The organism is Paenibacillus borealis, assembly GCF_000758665.1.
Classification (GTDB): Bacteria; Bacillota; Bacilli; order Paenibacillales; family Paenibacillaceae; genus Paenibacillus_AQ; species Paenibacillus_AQ borealis.
Genome location: NZ_CP009285.1, coordinates 6,629,183 through 6,653,083 on the forward strand (window position 1 = coordinate 6,629,183; position 23,901 = coordinate 6,653,083).

At 53.1% G+C, this 23,901-nt stretch carries 21 protein-coding genes and 1 tRNA gene; 3 read left to right on the top strand and 19 right to left on the bottom strand.

Features of this window, described 5'->3' with window-relative positions; all coding sequences use genetic code 11:
- Positions 1–124: 124 nt before the first annotated feature.
- The 3 genes from PBOR_RS28035 to PBOR_RS28040 all read right to left on the bottom strand — a co-directional run bounded on the left by PBOR_RS28035 (position 125) and on the right by PBOR_RS28040 (position 890).
- Positions 125–198 (bottom strand) — tRNA-Arg (locus PBOR_RS28035).
- A gap of 61 nt (positions 199–259) precedes the next feature.
- On the bottom strand, positions 260–430 hold the full coding sequence (locus PBOR_RS37820) for a hypothetical protein (RefSeq protein ID WP_157764153.1): 171 nt from the start codon (positions 428–430) through the stop codon (positions 260–262).
- Positions 431–533: 103 nt separating this feature from the next.
- Positions 534–890, bottom strand: coding sequence for a hypothetical protein (locus PBOR_RS28040; RefSeq protein WP_042217148.1), 357 nt, complete (start codon positions 888–890; stop codon positions 534–536).
- A gap of 148 nt (positions 891–1,038) precedes the next feature.
- Between PBOR_RS28040 and asnB the strand changes: the two genes are divergently transcribed.
- Positions 1,039–2,883 (top strand): asparagine synthase (glutamine-hydrolyzing), encoded by a 1,845-nt coding sequence (asnB, locus tag PBOR_RS28045; RefSeq protein WP_042217149.1) that lies wholly within the window; start codon positions 1,039–1,041, stop codon positions 2,881–2,883.
- A gap of 77 nt (positions 2,884–2,960) precedes the next feature.
- Here asnB and PBOR_RS28050 read toward each other — a convergent pair whose 3' ends face one another.
- From PBOR_RS28050 to PBOR_RS28090, 9 genes are all read right to left on the bottom strand, one after another.
- Positions 2,961–4,412 (bottom strand): serine hydrolase domain-containing protein, encoded by a 1,452-nt coding sequence (locus PBOR_RS28050; protein ID WP_042217150.1) that lies wholly within the window; start codon positions 4,410–4,412, stop codon positions 2,961–2,963.
- Positions 4,413–4,827: 415 nt separating this feature from the next.
- The gene (locus tag PBOR_RS28055) at positions 4,828–5,664 is read right to left on the bottom strand and encodes an aldo/keto reductase (protein WP_042217151.1); all 837 of its coding nucleotides are present in this window, start codon (positions 5,662–5,664) and stop codon (positions 4,828–4,830) included.
- 207 nt (positions 5,665–5,871) lie between these two features.
- Positions 5,872–6,330, bottom strand: a complete 459-nt coding sequence (locus PBOR_RS28060) for a cupin domain-containing protein (RefSeq protein ID WP_039297676.1) — start codon at positions 6,328–6,330, stop codon at positions 5,872–5,874.
- Positions 6,331–6,473: 143 nt separating this feature from the next.
- Entirely contained in the window at positions 6,474–7,409 is a 936-nt protein-coding gene (locus PBOR_RS28065) for an SPFH domain-containing protein (RefSeq protein WP_099052495.1), read from the bottom strand.
- Positions 7,409–7,843 (bottom strand): NfeD family protein, encoded by a 435-nt coding sequence (locus PBOR_RS28070; RefSeq protein WP_039297677.1) that lies wholly within the window; start codon positions 7,841–7,843, stop codon positions 7,409–7,411. The genes PBOR_RS28065 and PBOR_RS28070 overlap by 1 nt, the downstream gene beginning before the upstream one ends.
- A gap of 304 nt (positions 7,844–8,147) precedes the next feature.
- Positions 8,148–10,109, bottom strand: a complete 1,962-nt coding sequence (locus PBOR_RS28075; RefSeq protein ID WP_042217152.1) for a glycosyl hydrolase family 18 protein — start codon at positions 10,107–10,109, stop codon at positions 8,148–8,150.
- Positions 10,110–10,581: 472 nt separating this feature from the next.
- Complete coding sequence (locus tag PBOR_RS28080; RefSeq protein WP_042217153.1) at positions 10,582–11,223, bottom strand: XTP/dITP diphosphatase; 642 nt, start codon at positions 11,221–11,223, stop codon at positions 10,582–10,584.
- Between the two features lies 1 nt (position 11,224).
- The gene (gene rph / locus PBOR_RS28085; RefSeq protein WP_042217154.1) at positions 11,225–11,983 is read right to left on the bottom strand and encodes a ribonuclease PH; all 759 of its coding nucleotides are present in this window, start codon (positions 11,981–11,983) and stop codon (positions 11,225–11,227) included.
- A gap of 195 nt (positions 11,984–12,178) precedes the next feature.
- Positions 12,179–13,303, bottom strand: coding sequence for a GerMN domain-containing protein (locus PBOR_RS28090; protein WP_042217155.1), 1,125 nt, complete (start codon positions 13,301–13,303; stop codon positions 12,179–12,181).
- Between the two features lie 249 nt (positions 13,304–13,552).
- Here PBOR_RS28090 and PBOR_RS28095 point away from each other — a divergent pair, with 249 nt between their 5' ends.
- Together PBOR_RS28095 and PBOR_RS28100 are read left to right on the top strand one after the other, a co-directional pair.
- Complete coding sequence (locus tag PBOR_RS28095) at positions 13,553–14,152, top strand: phosphatidylglycerophosphatase A family protein (protein ID WP_042217156.1); 600 nt, start codon at positions 13,553–13,555, stop codon at positions 14,150–14,152.
- Between the two features lie 43 nt (positions 14,153–14,195).
- Positions 14,196–15,008, top strand: a complete 813-nt coding sequence (locus tag PBOR_RS28100; protein WP_042217157.1) for a hypothetical protein — start codon at positions 14,196–14,198, stop codon at positions 15,006–15,008.
- Between the two features lie 282 nt (positions 15,009–15,290).
- On the opposite strand, the gene PBOR_RS28105 is transcribed toward PBOR_RS28100, so the two are convergent.
- From PBOR_RS28105 to PBOR_RS28135, 7 genes are all read right to left on the bottom strand, one after another.
- Positions 15,291–15,863 carry a TetR/AcrR family transcriptional regulator gene (locus PBOR_RS28105; RefSeq protein WP_042217158.1) on the bottom strand — a complete coding sequence of 191 codons (573 nt, stop codon included), beginning with the start codon at positions 15,861–15,863 and terminating at the stop codon, positions 15,291–15,293.
- 1,065 nt (positions 15,864–16,928) lie between these two features.
- Positions 16,929–17,927, bottom strand: a complete 999-nt coding sequence (locus PBOR_RS28110) for an MBL fold metallo-hydrolase (protein ID WP_245647925.1) — start codon at positions 17,925–17,927, stop codon at positions 16,929–16,931.
- 39 nt (positions 17,928–17,966) lie between these two features.
- Positions 17,967–18,701, bottom strand: a complete 735-nt coding sequence (locus tag PBOR_RS28115) for a class I SAM-dependent methyltransferase (RefSeq protein WP_042217159.1) — start codon at positions 18,699–18,701, stop codon at positions 17,967–17,969.
- Between the two features lie 228 nt (positions 18,702–18,929).
- Positions 18,930–20,678, bottom strand: coding sequence for a glycoside hydrolase family 13 protein (locus tag PBOR_RS28120; RefSeq protein WP_081972219.1), 1,749 nt, complete (start codon positions 20,676–20,678; stop codon positions 18,930–18,932).
- A gap of 60 nt (positions 20,679–20,738) precedes the next feature.
- Entirely contained in the window at positions 20,739–21,230 is a 492-nt protein-coding gene (locus PBOR_RS28125; RefSeq protein ID WP_042217161.1) for a hypothetical protein, read from the bottom strand.
- Between the two features lie 227 nt (positions 21,231–21,457).
- Entirely contained in the window at positions 21,458–22,783 is a 1,326-nt protein-coding gene (locus tag PBOR_RS28130; RefSeq protein ID WP_052429667.1) for a BclA C-terminal domain-containing protein, read from the bottom strand.
- Positions 22,784–23,118: 335 nt separating this feature from the next.
- Complete coding sequence (locus PBOR_RS28135; protein WP_042217162.1) at positions 23,119–23,895, bottom strand: Cof-type HAD-IIB family hydrolase; 777 nt, start codon at positions 23,893–23,895, stop codon at positions 23,119–23,121.
- Between the last annotated feature and the right edge of the window lie 6 nt (positions 23,896–23,901).

The window sequence follows — 23,901 nt, forward strand, 5'->3', positions numbered from 1 at the left end:
GCCCATTCGGGCTGATTGCGATGTATTCCTATCGAAGCGTATGCTCCAACGTCCCCCGCTGGCGCCTAGGGTTCTCCTCCTCCGGACGACAAAACAGCCTTCCCGAAGGAAGGCTGTTACTTGACGTCCCGGAAGGGATTCGAACCCCCGACCGTGCGCTTAGAAGGCGCATGCTCTATCCAACTGAGCTACCGGGACAAATGAATAATCATAAAACCTAAAGCTGTAAAAACCATATGTATTAATGCAACGTTATTTATTATACCTGATTCACAGAATTTATCAAGGCTAAACTCTCCCAGCCGAACAAAAACGTTGCTGCTGAAGCCTCCACCGTGCAGGCGACTTCGGAGAGATTCAGCGGGATTCCTGATACAAGAACACATTCGTCCTTCAGACGGATCTGCTCCGAAATCCAGACGAAGATCATAATTTCCTGAATAAGATCAAAAAAGAAGCCTCCCGCATCTGCAAAGCGGCAGGCTTCCTGCTCTATGGTCCATCTTATAGGTTATCGGTTGTTGATTCCGGAATTAGGAGTACTGCCGGAAATGCTCGCCCAGCTGTTTTTTCAAGTCGCCGAAGATCAGCAGTTCACGCTGGAACTTGGACCGCTCATCCTCTGGGCTCATTACAGTGCTGCCGGTGAACCCGCTGACCGTCACATCCTTGAAAGCATCATGCAGATTGTTATCAAACCAATCGGTGGCGGTGTCCGCATCATTCGTCAGAATGCGAACAATTTCGTAACCCTCCTCACGCCGGTCCTCAACAATGTACACCAAAAGTGCGGAATCGCCCACAGCTCCAGGCAATACGCCAACCTCTGCGCAAGGTGCTCCGTCATACTCGGTCATTCTGCGGATTTTGGCGTCTTTAATGTAATACACTTGTCATCCATCCCTCCTGGCAAATTTCCCTCTCCCCTAGTGTTCGGATAAGGACATACATTTTATCCCTTCAATCGGCATATATCTGTATTACTTGGCAAAAAAGAAAGGACAGACAACAATCGCACAAAAGAGAGGATGAACCAACATGTGCGGAATAACCGGATTTGTCCAGTGGCGCGGTGATCTTACAGGGCACTCGCAACTGCTTGTCAGAATGACTGAAACTTTAGCGAACCGCGGACCGGATGCAGCCGGAACCTGGATTTCAGGACCCATTGCCTTCGGACACCGCAGACTCAGCGTCATCGATCCTGAGAACGGCGCACAGCCGATGATTGCCCGCCATGACGATAAAGTATATGCAATTGTGTACAATGGCGAACTATATAATGCCCCTGAGCTCAAAAAAGAGCTGAAGCAGCGCGGGCATCATTTTCTCACAGAATGCGATACTGAGGTTCTGCTGCATGCCTATATCGAATGGGGGCCGGACTGCACGGAGAAGCTGAATGGCATCTTCGCTTTTGCCGTCTGGGACAGCTTGCGCGATCAGGTTTTCCTGGCCCGTGACCGCCTGGGCGTCAAGCCTTTGTTCTACAGCCAAGTGGACGATGTCTTCGTATTCGGGTCCGAGCCCAAGGCGCTGCTGCAGCATCCCAAAATCCAGCCGAAGGTTGGACCGGAAGGCCTTGCCGAAATCTTCATTATCGGTCCGGCCCGGACACCGGGACATGGTGTATACAAAGATATATTCGAGCTTCGTCCAGGTCATGCCATGATTTACAGCCGCAGCGGTATCCGCACCTATGCTTATTGGAAGCTGGAGAGTGAACAGCACACGGATAACGTGGATGAAACTGCAGCCCGGGTGCGGGAATTGCTCCAGGATACGCTTGAGCGCCAGCTTGTATCCGATGTTCCGGTCTGCTCTCTGCTCTCCGGCGGACTGGACTCCAGCGCCTTAACTGCGCTTGCCGTAGATTATTACAACCGGACCGGCCAGGGCCGGGTAGATACCTTCTCTGTGGATTATGTAGACAACGACAAGCATTTCAAAAGCCATTCCTTCCAGCCCGGAGCAGACGGTCCATGGATTCAGCGGATGATCGATGAACTGAATACGAACCATCATTTTATTGCTTTTGACACCCCTGAACTGGTAACGGCGCTCGACAATGCCCTCTACTCCCGCGATCTGCCGGGGATGACGGATGTGGATTCATCCCTTTATTTATTCTGCCAGGAGATCAAAAAGAAGGCGACGGTTGCGATTTCAGGCGAAGCAGCAGATGAAATCTTCGGCGGCTATCCCTGGTTCCACCGTGAGGAGATGCTGTCTTCCGGCACCTTCCCCTGGTCGGTAGCTCCCAAAATGCGTGCGGGTCTATTATCGCCGGAAATCAATGAGTGGATACGTCCGCTGGAATATTTGGGTGACCGGTACAGCGATGCTGTGGCCGAGGTGCCTAAGCTTGACGGCGAGACCGGCAAACAGGCGCAGATGCGCGTGATGTCCTACCTCAACATTACCCGCTTCATGCCTACGCTGCTGGACCGCAAGGACCGGATGAGTATGGGGGTGGGCCTGGAGGTCCGTGTTCCTTATTGTGATCACCGCCTGGTGCAGTATGTATTCAACATTCCCTGGGAGATCAAGACCGTAGGCAACCGTGAAAAAGGCATTCTGCGCAAAGCACTCGAAGGTGTACTGCCCGACGATGTGCTCTACCGCAAAAAAAGCCCGTACCCTAAAACGCATAACCCTGCCTATCTCAACAAGGTGCGCTCACAGGTACTGAGCATTCTGGATGATCCTTCTTCGCCTATCCTTCCGCTGATTGATCCGGCCAAAATCCGGGAAATCGCCGCTTCAAAGGAATCCTCCAGCAATCTGCCGTGGTTCGGCCAGCTGATGTCCGGCCCGCAATTATTCGCTTATCTGGCCCAGGTAGATCTGTGGCTGCGGAAATACAATGTCTCCATCGGATGATCTTAACTAGATGCAAAAGCCCGCCAAGACCGTATAGCATACGTTCAGGCGGGCATTTTTTTTCAAATTAATAAGAACTAAGCCTGTACAAGCCCGCCTACAGCCGCATACTCCGGGATATTAAGCGAAACGTTAATGTTGAAACGGAATTCCAGCTTGTTGTCCTCAACAATAACCGTGTACGTGACCACATAAGGAGTCTCAATGTAGTACAGCGTAAGCTTCAGTGTGTCCTCCGCCAGCCAGTTAGCGTAAGTAATTACCTGTTGGCGGTGCAGCGCGAGGTCTTTATTAAACACATCCTCAGTCCATACCGCTTTGCTGAAATCAAACAGCAGCACATTGTCCCGCTTATCGCCATACACCATTTGCAGCTCCAGCCGCTTGTTATTCCTGGTAAAAGCAATCCTCTGCAGCCCATGGGGGTTGCCGCTGATCTGGTATGTTCCGTTCAAACCATTCGTCAGCCATTTCTCCGGAAAAGACTGCTGCACCACAGGTAATGCAGAAGTGCTCCAATCGGACAATAACTCCTGCAGACTGGCGTCCTCCCCTGGATCGGGCGATAATTCCTCTCCCAGCGCATCAAAAATATACTTAAAAATAAGATCCAGCAATACCTGCAGCCGGCTCATGCTCACGAAGCTTGCAGTTGCTGCAACGACGATATTCTGCTGCGGGGCCACCAGACACAGCTGTCCAAAAGATCCGTCTCCCCGGTAACAGCCCCGCCGGCACAGATGGAATTGGTAACCGTACCCTTGTGCTGAGTCGATGCGCTCCACCCCGGCCCGGTTGTCGCTCTGCTCACTTACAGCCCGCTGTATGTACTGCTCCGATACAATCCTCCGCCCGTTATACTCCCCATTATTCAGCAGCATCTGGCCGAACTTGGCTACACTTTCTGTAGACAGGCTGAGTCCCATCCCGCCAGCCGTAATTCCCAGAGGACAAGTCTCCCACGACGGCCGGGGAATGCCCAGGGGTTCAAACAAACGGGGCAGCAGGTAATCGACCATATTCTGCCCGGTCACCCGATCCAGAATGGCAGCCAGCATATAAGTGGAGGGGGTGCTGTAGCGGTAATAACTCCCGGGCTCATGCTCTACCTGCTGGGCGAGGAAGGCGGTGATCCAATCCTGTTCCTTGACCACAGCGGGGTAAATATCATCATGATGGCCCGCATTCATCGATAGCAGGTGATGCACTGTCATTTGCGCCAGATGTGGCGGCACTACCTCAGGCTGCTTGTCCGGGAAAAAGGAGATCACCTCCTCCTCCAGCTGCAGCAATCCCTCATCCCAGGCAATGCCTATGGCTATAGAGGTAAAGCTTTTGCTAAGTGAGTAAAGCAGCTGCGGGGTATCCGGACGGTAAGGCATCCGGGTAAACTCTGCCGTAACCTTGCCGTCCTGCAGCAGCATGAAGCTGTTAACCTCAAGCCCCCGCTCCCTGACCTCCATGAAAAAACGGCATAGAGCCTGCGAAGACAATCCATGCTTCTCCGGAAGATCTCTTATCAATTCCAACGTTGCGCCCTCCCATTGGTTCCTTCTTTTCTCATCATAAAAGTCGGGGCAGCAGATGTCGATGAGCTTTGATGTCTTACCATTGGATTGTTGTTCTGCTTTTAAAAGCAAAGAGCAGGCCCCATTAGAGCCTGCTCCTTTCTTTATACGCCTCCACCCATAGATTGAACTAAGAGAAAACCAATAAAAGATGATCGTACGGAGGGGGATTTTGGAACTGTAGGAGCGTCAGCGACCGCCTGAAAGCTTTCCGGAGGAAAGCTCGCAACGGAAGCATAAGCAGTCCCCGGATTTCTACCGCCAATAGCGGCATGAATCAAGAAATCTGGGGACAACAGCGGCCGGAAGTCCAAATATTCACCGCAGTTACGACCAACATCTATTGCTAAATACTTCAGTTCAATCTACCTCATCCTCAGAAATTGAAATTATCCGGGTCCGGGCCGAAACGGTGATTCTGATTCAGGTCCTCAATGGCCTTAACATCGTCATCGCTAAGGGTAAAGTCGAAGAAGCCGGCATTCTCAATGATACGCTCCGCATGTACGGATTTCGGAATCGTGATGACACCCTGCTGCAGATCCCAGCGCAGGACAATCTGGGCTACGGTCTTGCCGTACCGCTCCGCCAGCTCCTTAAGCAGCGGCAAGTCGAGATTGCCTTGCATCAGCGGGCTCCACGCTTCCAGCTGAATGTCATGCTCCCGTGTATATTTCAGAAGTTCGCGCTGGGTTAGCAGCGGATGGAATTCGACCTGGTCAACCACAGGTACAACACCGCTGTCATCGATGATATCCTGCAGGTGATGGGTCTGGAAGTTACTGACGCCGATCGATTTGACCAGGCCTTCCTTTTGCAGATGAATCAGCGCTTTCCAGGTGTCTTTATATTTGCCGGCAACCGGCCAGTGAATAAGGTACAGATCAATCTGCTCCAGACCCAGCTTCTTCCGGCTGACTTCAAAAGCCTTCAGCGTGGATTCATAGCCTTGATCAGGATTGCGCACTTTAGTGGTAATAAACAGCTCTTCACGGGGTACCCCGCATTCACGGATGGCTTGTCCGACGCCTTCTTCATTGTTGTATCCGGCTGCCGTATCAATGCTGCGGTATCCGGTCTCCACGGCAGCCTTCACTGCCCGGATAACTTCATCGCCATCCTTCGTCTGCCATACGCCAAGACCGAGCCAGGGCATGGTCACCCCGTCGTTCAAGGTAGGCCCGCCTGTAAATGGTGCGTTTAATTGACTCATATGTTTACCCTCCAAGCCTATTTTGAGTTCATCAAGCATCCTTAACCTTAAAAGCGGATTCATAATCATCCGAAATCAGAATCAGTATACCAGATAGGGGCACAGCCGCCAAAAAGTGACAAAAGCATGTCCGGTTATCATATGCTGATTCAAAAAAATAAATGGAGTACAGCCTATCCTCCGGCTGCACTCCATCTTATTCCTGACTTATTTCTTATCAATCAGCTTGAAATCATCAAAGTGGAACTCCGGAGACACGATGCAGGAGACCAGCACCGGCTCTTCACCCAGCGGACGGGCTGCCTGCCATACTCCCGCAGGAATGACGACCTGCGGCTGCTGGCCGGCGGCGATGTCCAGCCCCAGAATCACTTCCGTTACGTTCTCCGGCTGCTCACCGCTGCCGCCCAGGCTAAGCACAATCGGGCTGCCGGAATGATACAGCCAGATTTCGGAGGACAGCACAGTGTGCCAATCCGAAGTCTCGTCAGCATGAAGCAGGAAATAAATCGATGAAGCTGAGGCACGCGGCCCCGAATAGCTTCCGCCCAGAGTCTCCTGGGGAATCTCGAAGGATGAATTCCAAAGTCTCTTGTACCATCCGCCTTCAACGTGAGGCTGCAGCCCCAGCGTTTCTACGAGCGGTGAAATCTCTTTTTGCGTCACAGTATCTTCTCCTTAGAGTTTTGCGTAGCAAAACTGTCTTCGTAAGCATAGGCTTAGTTTTGCGTTGCATGCTTCGTAAGCATAGGCTTAGTTTTGCTTTTAACTTTAACGGAATGTGCCGCAATTGTAAAATAGTCCTGAGCTTATTTGCCGTCTTTGCTCGCCTTGAATACTTCAGCAATGGCTCCGATACTGCCAAGCGTTTCAACAGCACTGGTCGGCAGGAACACTTTGTTCGCCGGTCCCTTGGAGATTTCAGTCAATGCTTCGAAGGACTGATAAGCCAGCACTCTTTCGTCCAGTCCTGCACTGGCGATCAGGGCAATCCGCATCTTCTCGGCTTGCGCCACCGCTTCAATCGCCTTGGCCTGGCCGAGGGCTTCCAGCTCCTGCGCCTGGCCGAGACCTTCCGCCTGACGGATACGGGCTTCCTTATCCCCTTCGGCCTTCAGGATCTTACTCTGCTTATCCCCTTCAGCGCGGAGGATCATATCCTGCTTGGCGGCTTCCGCCTCCAATACAATCGCACGCTTGCTGCGCTCAGCCTTCATTTGTTTGTCCATGGCTTCCTGGATATCCAGCGGCGGCTTGATGTCGATAACTTCTACACGCTCAATCCGCACGCCCCATTTCTCCGTCGCTTCATCCAGCGCAAGCCGGATATCGGAGGAGATTTTTTCACGGCCGGACAAGGTTTCATCCAGCTCCAGCTTACCGATAATCTGCCGCATGGTGGCTGTAGAGATATTCCGTACACCATAGACATAATCGGAAATTCCGTAAGTTGCTTCTTCCGGTCCTACCACTTGATAGAAAATAATCGTGTCGATCTGTACCTGAACGTTATCCTTCGTGATTACAGTCTGCGGCGGTACATTCGCCTGTTGAATCCGGAGGTCATGATAGACCCGCACCTGATCGATTACAGGAATCAGAATATTCAGACCCGGTGTAAGCAGGCGGTTGAATTTACCGAGACGCTCCACGACCCCCACTCGTTGCTGCGGGACAATCTTGATAGTCAGTGCGATAAATACTACGACAACAACAACAATAATTCCGATAATAGCTAACTCCATCAGTACATATCCCCCCATCGTTCTACTTCGATAATTGTGGTGCCTCTTCTTACAACTATAACCTCTTGATCCTTGCCCAGCGCCACTGTGGATGTTGCACTCCATGTATCGCCGCCTACCTTGACCTGCCCATAACGGCCGGGCTCAATCGCTTCGACGACCAGACCCTTTCGGCCGACAATATCGGTACCAGTATCCTTGAAGCCCCTGGAATTGCGTAATCTCGCTGCCAAGGGTTTGGTGAAAACTGTCAGGATCAAGGCCACCAGTGATCCGGCCACCACTTGCAGCAATAATGCATCCGGGAGCAGCAGCGCGACCAAGCCGGCAACCAATGCTCCGAGACTAAGCCATAATAGGTAGAATGTAAACGTAAACATTTCTACAACAAACAAGACGCCAGCGGCAATCAACCATAATACCCAAACAACCATCGGTGAATCCACCACCTTCCGCTATATACTACTATAACGAAATAAACGGCATCACGTTCCATAAATATATTTGTGACCGGGACAGCCGCCTGCCTCTTCATTATATTTCAGCTTGTGGAAGCTTATGAACACCGGTTTTATATAACTAATTATATGTAAACATGAAATTATTCAAACGAAGCAGTAAAAGGCGGGAATGGCAAAATGATACTCTGATTAGAGCGCATAAAAAAAACGGTGCCAGGCTTATACCGGCACCGTTTCTTCGTGTGGAGATTTATTATTGCTGATAAGGCTTCATTTCTTAGTTCAGCTTCCAGAGAGCTGGCGTAGTAGACGGCTCCCAGCTTACCAGCGAGGTGTGCGCCTGCAGGCAGGTGTATGATTTCCCGCTGTAGGTTACAACATCACCCGCTTTATAGGCAATTCCGGCAGCCCAGGCCAAGGTTCCCGTGGTAGCCGTTGGCGATGGGGTTGATGTCACAGCAGGTGTAGCGGTTGGTGCGGCTGTCGGCGTAGCCGAAGGACTCACGGTGGAAGCAGGCGTGGCTGACGGCAGCGGTGTAGTGTTGCCGCAAGTGCCGATAACTTTCCATGCACCATACGCACCGCTGAGATCCGGCCGTTCGCCCTGCGTCCACCATTTGGCTTCATAGAGCACTCCGCCATAGGAGGCCTGCTGGCCTTGAGTGTAGACAGCGGTTGAACTCCATGCCGCCGCCGTACACTGGCCCGGAGTCGCTGTCGGCGCGACTGTTGCGGTCGGCGCAGGTGTGGCAGTCGGTGTGGCGCTCGGCTTGACCGTTGCTGTCGGTGTCGGCGATGGTGTCGCACTCGGCGTTGCTGACGGTTTCACTGTAGCGGTTGGCGTAGGGCTTGGCGTTGTTGTCGGCGTTGGTGTCGGAGTGACTACTCCGCCCCCAAGATCGGCGCTCAGCTTAGTCTGCAGTGTCCGGTTGCGGTCGCCGCTGGTCTCCCAGAACATGGCTCCGGCCAGGCCTTTGGATTTCAGATAACTTGTTTTGTAGCCGATGGATTCTACATCATCGTAGCTGATAAAAGTCTGATTCGAAGGATTATAGAGATAAGGAACCTTGGAAGTGTTATTCCAGTAGCGGGTATAGCCGTTCTTGTTAATGTAATTGGCTTCCAGATCACTGAAATCATAGTTGCCCTTCTCCCACGTGCCTGTGGAGGAGATTCCCGCCGAGACCTGATACTGGCCATTACCTGTCGCCGGAGCTCCTCCCCAGCCTCTGCCATAGAACGGCATGCCGAGCACCAGTTTACTGGCTGGCACGCCGGCACTCAGATAGCTGGTGACCGCTTTGTCGATATTGTAATTCGCCGGCTCGGTCAGCCCCGATGAAGCTGCGGCCGGATCATAATAGAGCGGCGCGTTGTGTCCGGTAGTTGTATTCCAGCTTCCGTTGAAGTCATAGGTCATGATATTAATCCAGTCCACCACTGCAGCGATCCCGCTGAGATTATTGTTCTGGATATAAGCAGGTCCTGCGCCGGAAGCAATGGTCAGCAGATACGTTTTGCCGTCGGCAGTTCCTGCAGCATTCAGCTTCTCGCGGATCTTCTGAAGCAGCAGGACATAATTCTGTTTATCCTCCGGACGGTAGCTGTTGCCTGCCAGTCCTCCGCTGACCGGATATTCCCAGTCCAGATCGACGCCGTCCATCTGGTATTTGCGGATGAAATCAACGGCGGAATTGGCGAATACCTCACGGGTTGCCGCAGTCGCAGCCACATCCGAGAAGCGGTTCGACCACGTCCAGCCGCCGACGGATATGACCGTCTTCAGGTTCGGATTCTTTTCCTTCAGCTTCCAGAGCTGCTTCAGGTTACCCTTGATCGGGTCATCCCATTTGTCGTCGCCGAAGCTTTTCTGGGCGTCGATCCAGGGATCACCCAGCACAATGGTGCCGTTCGGGACGCTGATCGTCTGGCCCTGCTCATTCTGGCAGGACCAGGTTACCGGATTCGGACCGGTTGGGTCAGGGTTACCATGGATCCCGTTCCAGCAAATATCCGCAAAAGCATAGTTGATCACATTCATTTTATTAGGATCAATATCCGTTACATTATACGCCCGCCCGTAAGCGGCCCAGGATGCATAGTACCCGACAATCTTGTAATCGGAAGCTGCGTTTGCAGTTTTAGTGTTTGTACCGAGAGCTGTCAAAAGGGAAAGGAAAAGGACTGCCGCCAAGCCAAGCACAAAGGTTTTACGAGATTTCTTTTTGATAAAGACCATTTCGTTATTACCTCCCCGGTTCAATGCGTTACCCAATCAGAAAGCTTCAGCACTCACCTCCAGGAACCTATTGACCCCCACCCTGTAAATCTATTAAATTCACGGCTAGCAGGCTGAAAGCTATAGTCCAGCCCAAAAAAACGCAGCTATGCTGCATACATGCGGATCACGTGCTCTCTTGCCGGGTGCGTGCTTGTAATTATGGCTTATGCTTGTGTAGTAAGTTTTGCCTCATTCAGCTAAGGCTGCCTCTGTATGCAAAACTTGTGGAAGGGATGGGGTAGCGGAAGAATGCAGGATGTTCGAAAGGGGTGAAGTCAACTCTTATTCTCATACAAAGCACGCTGCTGCGCTAGGGGTAAATTTCCATACTGAGGGGGGATTATCATCTAATTTCCATATCACAATAAAAAATCCGGAAGCCCCCGTGCATGTTATGCATGCATGGGGACTTCCGGATAAGTTGTAGCTTCTATTTCACATCCCGCTGCGCAGCTGCAAGCTTCTCCGTCAGCAGGCGCAGTGCTGCGCCCCGGTGGCTGACCGCCTGCTTCTCTTCCAGCGTCAGCTCCGCCATCGTCTTCTCAAACTGCGGAAGATAGAAGAGCGGGTCATAGCCGAAGCCTCCGCCGCCCGCAGGCTCCGAGGTAATCCAGCCTTCCACCGTTCCTTCCGCCGTCAGCTCACGCCCGTCCGCCGGATCATACAGCGACAGTGCGCAGACGAACCGGGCCGGACTCAGCAAAGGCTGACCGGTATCTTCGCCCTGCTTCAGCTTCTCCAGCTCGCTCAGCAGCTTCAGGTTATTCGCTTCATCATCTGCAGGCTCACCGGCATAGCGGGCCGAATATACGCCCGGACTTCCGTCCAGCGCTTCCACACACAGACCGGAATCATCCGCAAGCACCGGAAATCCCAGTGCGTCGCCTACGGCCCGGGATTTCTTGAGGGCATTCTCGGCAAAAGTAACCCCGTCCTCCACCACATCCGGCAGATCCGGGTAATCAAACATGCTTTTGACGGTGAGTCCAAGGGGAGCAAAGGCGTGCTGGAACTCCCGCACCTTGCCTTTGTTCTTCGTCGCGACAATCAGAATACCGCTGCCGGACTTCATATTACACCTCTTGGCCAGGCTGGCCGGAAGGAATTTTGAGCGCAATGGTGCCCAGTACTTCTTGTTGCACGGCGATCAGTTCATAGATCCCCTTCTCACCCAGACCCAGCAGCTGGTCAAGCTCCTGGCGGGTAAACGGCCGTTCTTCGCCTGTGCCCTGCACTTCAACAAATGCACCGCCGCCGGTCATGACCACGTTCATATCAACTTTCGCTTTGGAATCCTCTTCATAGTTCAGATCGAGCAGCGTTTTGTCGCCGACAACACCGACGCTGATCGCCGCCAAGTAGTCCGTAATCGGAAATACCGCCAGCTTGTGCTGCAGCGCGATCTTATTGATGGCAAAGGCCATCGCTACAAAAGCGCCCGTTATCGAAGCTGTCCGTGTTCCGCCGTCCGCCTGAATCACATCGCAGTCCAGCGTAATACTGCGTTCGCCGAGCGCCTGCAGATTCACTACGGAACGGAGTGCCCGTCCGATCAGACGCTGAATTTCCATCGTCCGTCCGGTAAGCTTGCCGCGTGCTGCTTCACGCTGGTTGCGGGTCTGGGTAGCCCGGGGAAGCATGGAATATTCGGCAGTGACCCAGCCTTTGCCTTGTCCTTTCAGAAACGGCGGAACTTTCTCATCCACGGTTGCCGTGCAGATGACTTTGGTATCTCCCATCTCAATAATTACAGAGCCCTCTGCATATTTGTTGGTTTGGGTGGTTATCGTCAGCGGCCGGAGCTGGTCTTCTTGGCGCCCGTTTGATCTCATCTTTTCTGCCTCCTACATCGTATAGCCATAAGTTTGTGTGTACACAAATCCATCCCTATCTTATACGCAGAAACGGGTGCCGTCCTCTTCTTCAGAGAACGGCACCGCTATTCCTGTCACGATATCCGGATAGATGAACCTTTATTCTATCAAAGAGTAGGCACAAAAGCATCTTTTTAAGCCTTCAGATTCATTCTACAGCGCCAGGTCGTTCACATATTCCGGTGCCGAGACCGGCTGGCCGTAATCGACATTGTTGGTTCCTGTGACCGTTTCTTTACCGTTCAGGCGGATCTGCACCAGGGCATCGTCCGTATTCTGCGCTACAGTCAGCACGACCGATTCCAGCATTTCCTCAGGAACGCTTGTGCTGCCTTCGAACATCTCATCCGTCAGGGAAACGGTAACTACCCCGTTCTGGCCCGCCTCCACAGCATCAACCACCGTGCCCTGCGTCATGACCATCTCCAGGCCATTCTCGGACTGAGGTCCGGCAATCAGCTCATTCAGGGCAGCCTTCACCGTATCCCCCCCTGCGGGTACAAAGCGGGTAACCGGAACATAATACTGATGAATACCGTCCGGTGAAGCAGCAGAGAAATAGACGGTTACTGCGCTGGAGTTCATCATAAGTCCACTCTGCTTGGGCAGGTTAATGCCCATAGTGCGGGACAGCGGCCGGTCCAGCGGAGTACCCTGCAGAGGCATTTCGGTAAGCTTTTTGCCATCGACCCAGAGCTGTACGCCCTGGATGTCTTCCTGACCCGTCAGGGTCCAGGTGACTGCCTCCAGAATTTTGCGTTCATCCGCCGGATCATAGTCATTGAATGCCGAATTGAATTCAACGATAGCCACCTTATCCTGGCCGACAGATACACTATTCACTTCCGTCCCGGCCGGCAGTACGCCCTGGAAGCCTTCGGGCAATGCAGATTTGTATGCTCCCTTGCTGACTAGCGCAGTAAGAGAATCTTCCAGCATGGCTGTGCCATCTCCTTGCGGAAGGGCCAGAGACACCGGTGCCAGCAGGCCGTTCTGATCCTCCAGGAACACGGTTGTCCGTTCTCCGGCTGCAGCAGAAGTTGCCGTATCCTTAACTCCCGCAGCGAGATCGCCCTCATCCAGCGAGACCGGTCCCAGCACCCCGGTGTCAAGCGTGCCCTCACCGCTGACCTGCAGCATTTGTGCTTCCACTTCACCCGGTGGCGGGTCTACCGCTGCGGATTCCGAACCGAACAGACTGCAGCCGGAGAGCATAATCGGAACGGCCAGCAGGCAAGCCGCGGAAACCCCGCGGATGTGTTTGATTGGCTTTTTCAATCTTCATTACCCCTTTCAATGCTAAGATCAGTTTGTACTGCTATGTATACGAGCCCTCTGTCCAAAAAATAACAACAGCTTATCCTAAATTACAGAAGTTCTGTCCGGGCGGACAGATGCAGCCAGATCCGGCCAGCACACTGCCAGAACCAGCCAGCAAATCCGCCAGGTTCTGGACATCCCTCTGCCGCTTGCGTACAATTTAGTACAAACAGCTATCCAAACTGACTCACGAATGGAGGACTTCTCATGACTGATGCCAAAATACCTTACAGCCTCAACAGCAAAGCCGTCGCCGAAGCCACCCGGTTCTGGCTGCAGAAACGCGGGGTAACAATTCTTGAGATTGCCGAGCTTGTCATGCTGCTGCAGAAGAAGTATTATCCGAACCTGACCATGGAAGAATGCATTCATAATGTGGAGATGGTGCTGAGCAAACGGGAGGTGCAGAATGCGGTCCTGACCGGCATCCAGCTTGATGTATTGGCCGAAGAGGGCAAGCTGTTTACTCCTCTTCAGGATATGATTGAGAATGATGAGGGGCTGTACGGAGTTGATGAGATTCTGGCGTTCTCCATCGTGAATGTATATGGCAGCATCGGCTTCACCAACTACGGTTATGTGGACAAGCTGAAGCCCGGCGTACTGGAGCGGCTGAATGACAAGACTACCGGCCAGATCCACACGTATCTGGACGATATCGTAGGTGCCGTAGCCGCAGCTGCCAGCAGCCGTATTGCCCACCGCAAGCAGGCAGAACGCGAGCAGGAGCTTGGCCTGCCGCATGCGCCGGAGGATGTTGAAGAAGCCGCGCGGAGAAGTGTCCCGGAGAATGAGGAGCCGGAGTAAGACGATATTACATTATTTTTATTTTGAAAGGTGCGAAGTGTGAATGACCTATTCGTTCGTAGTAGAGCCTGTATCCGTCCTGGATTTTGACAGTGAGGATGAGTTGATTGACCGGTGTAAGGAATGGAATCTCCTGCCCGCTACAGCAACCCGGGTCAAGACTTATCTGTATAAAAGAAACGGCCTGACACTGCCGGTAGAAATTGTAGGCTACGTGGACAGCCAGACCGTGGTGATACAGTTTGAGAATAAACAGCAGCACTGCATACATCCCGCTTATCTGAAAGAAATGCAGACCGCTGCCTTCGGACAACGCGCGGCGGCGGCTGAAGCAGCCAAGGCGGATGATTCCGCAGAGGTAACGGAAGAGACCAAGCTAGCCGAGGACATTCTGGAAGAGCAGGTAAGCCAGGATGTGGAAGTACCTGAGGCAGAAACAGCAAGCAAGGAGATTCTGGCTGCTCCGGAAAGCTCAGATTCAGAATCAGATTCAGTAAAGCAAGCGATACCGGAAATTCCGCAGAAAAAAGCCGTCTCCAAAAAGAAAGCCGCTGTCCAGCTGCCTGAAGACAAGCTCGTGATTACCGCTAGGATCAAAGAGTTCACAACCGTACCTAATCATTTCTCGGATAACGATGATGAAGTCATTATATATGAAGCTGTTTCGGTAGAAGGCCATGATCTGGCGATTGAGGAGGTCTGGTCCAGCCACAGCGCAACGCTGAAGAAGCTGGAGCTTAAGGTCGGTGATAAAGTGTCCTTCGAAGCCAAGATTGTCGCCAAGAAACTGACGCAGCATCCGGTAAAATACAAAATCAACAACCCGTCCAAAATGAAAATAATTGATGCGGCTTAATTGCACTTTGTACAACTAAATCGTCTGATTTACAACCGATTATCCGTTTAGTTGTATTTCGTACAATTAAACTGCGATTAGTAGATTGTTTCTCACCATACAGGCAGATTTAGTTGTACAGAATACAGTTAAAAGATACTAGCCTGCCTTTTCGCTGTTTTTAAGTGTACGTTCTACAACTATTCTGAATTCCCACTCGGAACTACTACATAAATTGCTGCATAGAAGTAGCGGAATGTCTTTGTTTCGAAATAATACAGCAACCTCCCGGCTTCTACAGATCTATTGCACAATATCCAGCGGCCGGGGCGCCATCTGATTGCGCTCCATTAGAGTCAGAATGTCTTCGATCATTTCTTTGGCCGGGTACGGCATGGAATGGGTGATCCACCACTCCATTACACCCACTACAGCCGATGCCAGAAATTGGATCAGCATCTCTTTGTTCATCCCGTGGTTCAGGCCGCTCATGTCGATCTGCTCACTCAGACCTTGCAGCAGAATAGCATGCAGACGGGTCCGGAAGGCCGGAACGCCTTTATTGTTAAGCAGTGTAGTGAAGACCCATGCGTGCCGTTCCAGATATTCGGCTGTGCGCAGCAGCGGCCCCCCTGAGGCAAAATGGGCACTCTCCCTGCCGGAGAGGCAGCTCTCACACAGCTGCTCCATTTGCGTCTCTATACACTGATCCAGCAGATCGTACTTGTCCACGTAATGGAGATAGATTGTACCTCTGCTTACATTGGCACGTGCTGCGATCTCATTTACCGTAATTTGCTCAAAGTTCTTCTCGGCCATCAGGCTGATAAAAGCCTCAAAAATAGCTTCCCGTGTTTTGCCGATACGTCTGTCCATAAGCTTCTCCTTTTCATTAGTTGCTTAGTTGCTTAGTTGCTTAGTTGCTTAGTTGCTTAGTTGCTTAGTTGCTTAGTTGCAATTATTATATTTAACAGTTGTTAATAAATCAACAAGTGTACATACCGAAAACCAGGGTCTAACTAGTCTACCATGCTGACCATGTTGCGCTGTAGGTGCAATGCAGTTCAGCACAACGCGGTTTAGCACGACGCAACTATTTCCCGTCTGCCGTCATCATTACCTCACATCATTTTTCGCATACATTTGGTCCGTTTACCCTCGCAGTAGCTCATTGTATTCGGTTTTTCGCATACATTCGGCCCCTTAACTCTCACAGTAGCTCATTGTATTCGGTTTTTCGCATACATTTGGCCCAGTTACCTTCGCAGTAGCTCATTGTATTCGATTTTTCGCATACATTTGGTCCGTTTACCTTCGCGGTAGCTCATTGTATTCGATTTTTCGCATACTTTCGGCCCATCTCACCCACTTCCGGCGGGTACAGAGGAGATTTCTTGTTCCCGCCGCTTAAAGTAACTCGGCATTTTGCTAAATAACACAAAAAAAAAAAAAAAAAAAACGGGTACTGTCCATTAATGGATGGTACCCGTTTCTCTCGATTAATCTGGTAATGGTAATAACAATGTAAGGTTCACGCGATAGCATAAGGATAGGCGCCGCATGGAGAGATAGCAACGGACACAGATGCACTTATGTCTGCAAAAAGCCTCACTCCGCAGATTATCCGGACACCACAGCCGTTATTTACTATATTCCACCTGAAATATGCCCCGAAGAGAGAGAATAAATACACTGGGGTCCGTTAACCCGGTAAAATGTGCCCAATCAAGACAATAAGGGCTGTACGGTCCGCAGTGGCTGAAGCCGACCTGCAGATACCCTGATGCGAAGCGGCGTAAGTGGCACCCTGAACCCCCAGAAGGTAAGTTTTAAACCATCCGGAATGGTTACTGTTGAATAAGCAACAACCGGCATAGCTCGTTGACCGAGCGAATCCCCATTCGCCGCAGGAACACCACCCTTGGGCGGCACACAACAGGCTTAGGATTTCACGGCCGTGAACAATATGCTCCCGCCCAGGCCCTCCTCCGTCTCGGCCGCCCGCTCCCGGCGCACCAGCTCGGCCAGATGGGCCAACGCCTCGCTCATCGCGAACCGCATCTGATGCGCGGTCGCGATCCGGCTGCGGAACAGCCCCTCGCAGACGGCGAACCCGCTCAGCGGTCCGCCGGCAAGTAATGCGGCTGTAGCATCCAGCCGCTCCTCATGATGCCGGAGCAGGCTGTCCGCCCGCACCGTGAACCCGCTGAACGGTTCCCGGTGGCCCGGGAACGCCAGCTGCACCTCAAGGCTGCGCAGCTCCCGCAGCCCTTGCAGATACGTCCGCAGCGGCTGCGGATCGCTGCCCGGCTGCAGGCCGACATTGGGCGAAATCTGCGGCAGCACGGCATCGCCGCAGAAGATTTGCCCGCTGCCGCCGTGGTAGAGCGACACATGCCCCGGCGCGTGCCCGCCGGTCAGCAGCACCTGCCATTTGCGGCTGCCCATTACAAATGGCTCCGCCTCATTGATATAGGTGACCTCCGGCTGCGGGGTCACCTCCGGCCGGAAGCTCTCCAGATGCTCCCGGATACCTTGAATCCAGGCCTCCGGCATTCCGTGCCGCAGGAAAAACAACGGCAACGCCTCATCCAGAATCGCCCCGCTGCCCCAGGCCAGACCGGCCTCAGCGTGAGCCCGTTCCGACATCCAGACCCGTGCGCCGCTGCGGGCCTGCATCCAGCCGGCAAGGCCATAGTGGTCGGGATGATGATGGGTAACGACGATATCCCGCACCTTGGACCAGGACAAATCCAGTTCCTCCAGCACACCCTGCCAGGCAAGCTCTGCATCCGGGGTATGCGGGCCCGGGTCAATCACCGTAAGCCTGCCGTCCCGGTCAGGCAGAATATAACTGTTCACCTGACGGAGCGGCAGCCCCATCGGTACAGATACCTGCAGAATTCCGCCTTCCCATGTATGAATATCCGCCTTGTGCAAAATCCTCTCTCCTCCTCTGGCTCTTCTTCCCGCCGCCATCTACGGTCTAGCTCCTGTGAAGATCATCCGGGTAGAGGACTCAGCATCATATTCCTCTTCATCATAGCTGCCATGGACAGCTTCGAGCCGCAGCCCGGCAGCCGCAATCATCCCGCGGAAATTATCCAGGGAGTAGAGCTTCACCCGTTCATGATACTTACGGGGTGAACCGCCGGCCTTCGAGGTCAGAAGGATATCCTTCTTCACGTAACCATCCTCAATCCGGCGGGATTCATCGATCAGATTATCCCCGTCCTCACGGACAGAGTGGGGCACCAGATGGCGGATGACATAAGCCGGATTCAGAAAATCAATGATGAACCTGCCCTCCGGCTTCAGCATCCGGCAGATTTCCTTCAGCACCTTGATCTGTTCCTCGTCTTCTTCGAAATACCCGAAGGAAGTAAACAGGTTAACCACTGCATCGAATCCGCCTTTCAGGGGAAGCTCGCGCATATCCGAGCGCAGCCAGGTTACGGCTTCCGAGCCTGCCTGCGAACGCGCTTCACGCAGCAGCGCCTCTGAGAGGTCAACACCGGTCACCTCATAACCGGCCTCTGACAAAGCCAGCGAATGGCGGCCCATGCCGCAGCAGAGATCCAGTACCTTCGCACCCTTAGGCAAGTCCAGCCAGCCAATCATCGTCTCCACCTCATGGCGTGCACCGCCGAAATCCCTGTGTCTATAAACGATTAAATAGTCCTCGCCAAAGCTTGTTTCATACCACTCACTCATCTCTCTATTACTCCCTCCACAGCCTTTTTCCCAGCACGGTCCTATGAATTATTCTAATACCGCTTATTGTACCGTCTTTTGTTATAGAAACAAAGCATGGTCACAGAGATGCAACAGATGGGCTTAATTCTTATGTTATTCTGCACAAAACAGCAGTCCGGGGGCTCTCTCCGGACTGCTGTTTATATGCCTGTGCGAAGCAGGCAGTATGGAATCCCAAGCCCCTTGTTACGCTTTGCCGCTCAGGTGCTGCAGATACACGCGCGCCTCATATGGACGCAGCTTCAGACTGCGCAGATCATCCTCTTTGGCTGCAGGATAATTGGAGACCAGCAGCTCCAGCTTCTCTGCAGCCTGAAATTCCTCCGGAAGCTCAAATACCGGATCATGTTCATAGAAATTCAGAATCACCAGCAGCCGCTGGTCCTCCAGCGTCCGGGTGTAGGCATAGATCTCAGGGTGCTCTTCCAGCAGCAGGCCATATTCGCCGTAGACGATCACCTGATGTTGTTTTCTAAGCTGAATCAGCTTCTTATAGTAATTGTAGATGGAGTCCGGGTCCTTGACTGCATTAGCCACATTGATCTCCCGGGAGTTCGAGTTCACCCTGATCCAGGGAACCCCCGTCGTAAATCCGCCATCCTCACCATCGTCCCACTGCATCGGCGTGCGGGCGTTGTCGCGGCTTTTCGTATGAATAGCGGCCATAATGTCGGCTTCGGGAACGCCGGCGGTCCGCTTTTCCTCATAATAATTCAGCGTTTCCACGTCCCGGTAATCATCAATCGACTCGAAGGCAACATTGGTCATCCCAATCTCCTCACCCTGATAGATATAAGGAGTGCCTTCCAGCATGTGAATGAAGGTGGCCAGCATTTTGGCTGACGGGATGCGGTAATAGAGATCATTGCCGAACCGTGAGACCGAACGCGGCTGATCATGGTTGCACAGATAGTTGGCGTTCCAGCCCCGGTCATGCAGAACCGTCTGCCAGTTGCTGATAATCTTCTTCAGGTCAGTCAGCTTCCAGGGCACGACATCCCATTTCCCGCTGCCCGGTGAGGCGGCATCCAGATTCATATGCTCGAACTGGAAGGTCATGTTCAGCTCGCGGCGTCCGTCACCGACATAATCCAGTGCCTGCTCCGGCCCGAGACCCGAGGTTTCCCCCACCGTCATAATATCGTAGTAATAGAGCACCTGATCATGCAGATTCTGCAGCAGCGTATGCACATGCTCAAGGTTAGAGAACATATCATACGCGCGTACGGTCGGTGTTCCGCCGGGATTCAGCGCATCCGGATAACCCTCGGCCTTCACAATATGGGCAATCGCGTCAAACCGGAACCCGTCAACCCCCTTCTTCAGCCACCACTGCACCATCTCATGCAGCTTATCAATCACTGCGGGATTCTCCCAGTTGAGATCGGGCTGAAAGCGGGAGTACAGATGCAGGTAATATTCATCCGTACGGGGATCAAGCTCCCAGACCGAACCGCTGAAATAGGATTCCCAGTTGTTGGGCGGACCGCCGTTTTTGCCTTTTTTCCATATATAATAGTCCCGTTTGGGATTATCCTTCGAGCTTCTGGATTCGACGAACCACGGGTGCTCATGCGAGGTGTGATTCAGAACAAGGTCCATCATCAGCTTCATCCCGCGGGTATGCATCTCGCGCAGCAGCAGGTCAAAATCATCCATCGTGCCGAATTCCTTCATAATGTCGCAATAGTCGCTGATATCATAGCCGTTGTCATGGTTCGGTGACTTATAAATCGGGCAGATCCAGATCACATCTACGCCGAGGTCCTGCAAATAATCGAGCTTCGATAACACTCCGCGCAGATCGCCCTTCCCGTCACCATTGCTGTCCATGAAGCTGATCGGATAAATCTGGTAGGCAATACTCTCTTTCCACCATTTGGGGTTCAATTTAGATTCCCTCCGCTTCTCTTGGTTCCTGCCTCTGTAAGACATATTAATATATCTTAACCAGACAGAAGGAAGAGGATAACAATTTATTCTAAAAGCCTGCGCTTACTGCGCTGCAATCAATCCCTGCATCACTGCCTTCAGCTGCATATCAATCTGTCCGTTCCACTTCTGCCCCTCTGCTCCAGACACTCCGTGGATATAGAACATCAGAACGGAGCCTTCCTGATAATCCTTAAAGGGGATCAGATCAGCAGCCGCCGTTTGTTCTCCAAAAGCCTTCCACCCTGCACTCCGTTCCTCTTCTGAAGCGAACTGGTACAAAGACAGCTCCACCCCGTCCAAGGAATAGGTCTGTGGCTTAAGCCCGTTCAATTCCAGCTGAAAAGTAGAGCTAGGTACCTCTTCACCCGCCTGCAACGCCAAATCCTGCTCAGCAAAAACAGCAACAACTTCCTCCTGAGACAGCACCCGCACCTGTTCCCGGGCGGAATTCTCCGTCTTCCCGCAGCCTGCTAACAGCAGGGAGAGTCCGGCCGTCAAGACCAGCACAATGATCATCAGATACCTGCGGTTCAACTTACGTGCTACACTCATGATCTTCCCCTCTTCCTCTATGGCTCTAATGCTCTAATGCTCTATTCCTCTATTCCTGCACCCGCCCTTATGGAATCTCTATAATATGACGGATGCTTATGGTTCCAGGTTGCGTTTGAATGCTACATTTTGTAATTTACGCATAATAAAAAGGCAGGATACCCGCTCCCGGTACCCCGCCTCTCTCCAAGCCTGTTCTATAACCTTCAATTCAGTCTGTTTAACCGCTAAGCCAGCTGCTTAATTACAATCGACGCATTGACATTCGCCTGTGTTCCGCCAGCCAGTGTCTGCAGTGTGACTGCTGCTGCCGAGCTGTGATTTCTCAGCGTCAGCACATCTCCGGAGGACAGGGAGAAAATGGCCTGCCCGGTATTCTGCTGCGTTCCTGCACCTGAACCATATACCGTTCCCGGAACCTGTGCGCCATTGACGAATAGGGCAAACTGGCTCGGCTCTACACCGGATACCGAGAAATTAACCTCGTAGACACCCGCATTGGTGACCGAAATGGTGGTCGTACCCGGAGCATGTGTAATTCCTGGCGTAAGAAACCCATTCGTATCAAAAGATACATCCGCCTCAATCGGCACCACCTGTGCACCTAGATTATATACATAACCGAACTGGGCAATCCCGCCAGTGGCTCCGGTCGCACCAGTAGCACCAGCCGGGCCGGCAACGCCTGTGGCTCCGGTTGGACCAGCCGCGCCTGTGGCGCCCGTGGCACCGGCTGCTCCGGCTGCTCCCGCCGGGCCTACTGGCCCCACTGCTCCTGCAGCTCCTGCGGGGCCTACTGGCCCCACTGCTCCGGCTGCTCCCGCGGGACCCGCTGGTCCCACTGCTCCGGCTGCTCCCGCGGGACCCGCTGGTCCTACTGCTCCGGCGGCTCCAGCAGGTCCTACAGGCCCCACTGCTCCGGCGGGACCTACAGGTCCCGCTGGCCCAGCTGCGCCCGCCGGCCCTGCGGGCCCGAGCAGTCCGGCAATCCCCGCCGGACCAATGCCCCCCAGCGCGCCTGCTGCCCCGGCCGCGCCTGCGGCACCCAAAGCTCCGGCGACGCCGGCAGCGCCGAGTGCGCCTGTGGCCCCAACCGCACCGAGTGCGCCAGCGGCTCCGGCCGCACCCAGCAGCCCTGCGGCACCAACGGCACCCAGCGTGCCGGTTGCTCCCCGGGCACCCAAGGCACCTGCTGCGCCTACGGCTCCCAGCGCTCCGGCCGCGCCGACAGCACCGAGTGCTCCGGCAGCGCCCGGTGCACCCAGTGCTCCGCCTGCACCTGCTGCGCCAAGCGCGCCTGCTGCCCCGGCGGCTCCCGCCGCGCCCAGCGCTTCCACAGCTCCGGCAGCGCCTAAAGCTCCGGCGGCACCTGCTGCTCCCAGTGCCCCCAATGGAATATTAACGCGGACTATCTGCTTTTTGACGATAATCTTCTTGCAGTTGCATTTGTTGTCATGCAGTTTTCGTTTCGGACGTTTAATCTTTGGCAGCGGGCATTCTAACACTTCATCTTTACAGATACGTTTTTTTCTCTTATGTTCAGGGCGACCCATTATCAACACCTCCAGTGGACTTTATGTATCCTACTCCGTTTACCCAGGGCAGGGCATGGACATTCATCCCGTAGGCAAATATTTATTTTAGGAAAAACTGGTGATTTGTACCGGTCGGACAAGTTATATTCACCCAGACAGGCCGGAAATTGTTCACCCGCCTTATCACACCCCGTCCACCAATAACATATACTATTGCCGGACAACCCGCCCTTTGGAAGCCGGCCACACGAAAAAAAGAGCATCCTACTGCACAATCTGCAATAGGATACTCCTTGGGCGGCGTCCTCAGTCCAGGTAACCAGCGCTTCCGCTTACACTGTCCATTCCCTGCCTTACAGCAGTCCGACCATCTTCAAGCCTTCGTAAATCCCGTCCTCACTGACATGCTTCGTTACGTAAGAGGCGGCAGCCTTCGCTTCAGCCTCCCCATTGCCCATGGCAATACCATAGCCGACAAATCCCAGCATCTCCACATCATTCAGACCATCGCCAAACGCGTATACCTCTTCCTTCTCCACGCCGATGACCTTCAGCATTTCCGCGATCCCGTTAGCCTTGGAGCCGTTGCCCGGCAGTACATCCATACACAGCGGGTGCCAGCGGATGAAATTCAGCTGCGGATACCGCTCAGTGTATATAGCCTGACTCTCCTGCGGGCAGAAGATCATCGCCTGATGCGTGTCATTCTTCAGGAAATATTCCGCATCATGCGTCGGAAACACCAGCTTCAGCGAACCGATGCTCGTCTTGATATACTCATGATCCGCTACGTTTACCTTCATCCCCGCCGTATCTGTGTACGCCACAGGATGATCCAGCTTCTCAGCGAACAACGTGAGATCCTCCAGCGTAGGCCTCTCAATCGGATTGCTGTACACCGGCTTTCCTTCATACACTACATATTGCCCGTTGAGCGAGACATAAGAATCGATCCCCAGCTCCCCGCGCAACTCCTCGAACATATAGTCTGCTCTTCCGGTAGCAATCGCCACATGGTGGCCGCGCCTCTTCAGTTCGGCTATCGCCTCTTTGGTGGACGGGGGAATCTGCTTTTCCTCATCATAAATCGTGCCGTCAATATCGAAAAAGATCGTTTTCTTCAAAGTCATAGCTGT

Excerpts from the sequence above, each read along its gene's own strand:
- PBOR_RS28070 (WP_039297677.1), bottom strand. The coding sequence starts at position 7,843 with ATGGTTGTTTGGGTATTATGGTTGATTGCCGCTGGCGTCTTGTTTGTT.
- PBOR_RS28120 (WP_081972219.1), bottom strand. The coding sequence starts at position 20,678 with ATGTCTTACAGAGGCAGGAACCAAGAGAAGCGGAGGGAATCTAAATTG.
- PBOR_RS28075 (WP_042217152.1), bottom strand. The coding sequence starts at position 10,109 with ATGGTCTTTATCAAAAAGAAATCTCGTAAAACCTTTGTGCTTGGCTTG.
- PBOR_RS28135 (WP_042217162.1), bottom strand. The coding sequence starts at position 23,895 with ATGACTTTGAAGAAAACGATCTTTTTCGATATTGACGGCACGATTTAT.
- PBOR_RS28105 (WP_042217158.1), bottom strand. The coding sequence starts at position 15,863 with ATGGACAGACGTATCGGCAAAACACGGGAAGCTATTTTTGAGGCTTTT.
- rph (WP_042217154.1), bottom strand. The coding sequence starts at position 11,983 with ATGAGATCAAACGGGCGCCAAGAAGACCAGCTCCGGCCGCTGACGATA.
- PBOR_RS28065 (WP_099052495.1), bottom strand. The coding sequence starts at position 7,409 with ATGGAGTTAGCTATTATCGGAATTATTGTTGTTGTTGTCGTAGTATTT.
- PBOR_RS28095 (WP_042217156.1), top strand. The coding sequence starts at position 13,553 with ATGACTGATGCCAAAATACCTTACAGCCTCAACAGCAAAGCCGTCGCC.
- asnB (WP_042217149.1), top strand. The coding sequence starts at position 1,039 with ATGTGCGGAATAACCGGATTTGTCCAGTGGCGCGGTGATCTTACAGGG.
- PBOR_RS28055 (WP_042217151.1), bottom strand. The coding sequence starts at position 5,664 with ATGAGTCAATTAAACGCACCATTTACAGGCGGGCCTACCTTGAACGAC.
- PBOR_RS37820 (WP_157764153.1), bottom strand. The coding sequence starts at position 430 with ATGATCTTCGTCTGGATTTCGGAGCAGATCCGTCTGAAGGACGAATGT.
- PBOR_RS28100 (WP_042217157.1), top strand. The coding sequence starts at position 14,196 with ATGACCTATTCGTTCGTAGTAGAGCCTGTATCCGTCCTGGATTTTGAC.
- PBOR_RS28125 (WP_042217161.1), bottom strand. The coding sequence starts at position 21,230 with ATGAGTGTAGCACGTAAGTTGAACCGCAGGTATCTGATGATCATTGTG.
- PBOR_RS28080 (WP_042217153.1), bottom strand. The coding sequence starts at position 11,223 with ATGAAGTCCGGCAGCGGTATTCTGATTGTCGCGACGAAGAACAAAGGC.
- PBOR_RS28130 (WP_052429667.1), bottom strand. The coding sequence starts at position 22,783 with ATGGGTCGCCCTGAACATAAGAGAAAAAAACGTATCTGTAAAGATGAA.
- PBOR_RS28115 (WP_042217159.1), bottom strand. The coding sequence starts at position 18,701 with ATGAGTGAGTGGTATGAAACAAGCTTTGGCGAGGACTATTTAATCGTT.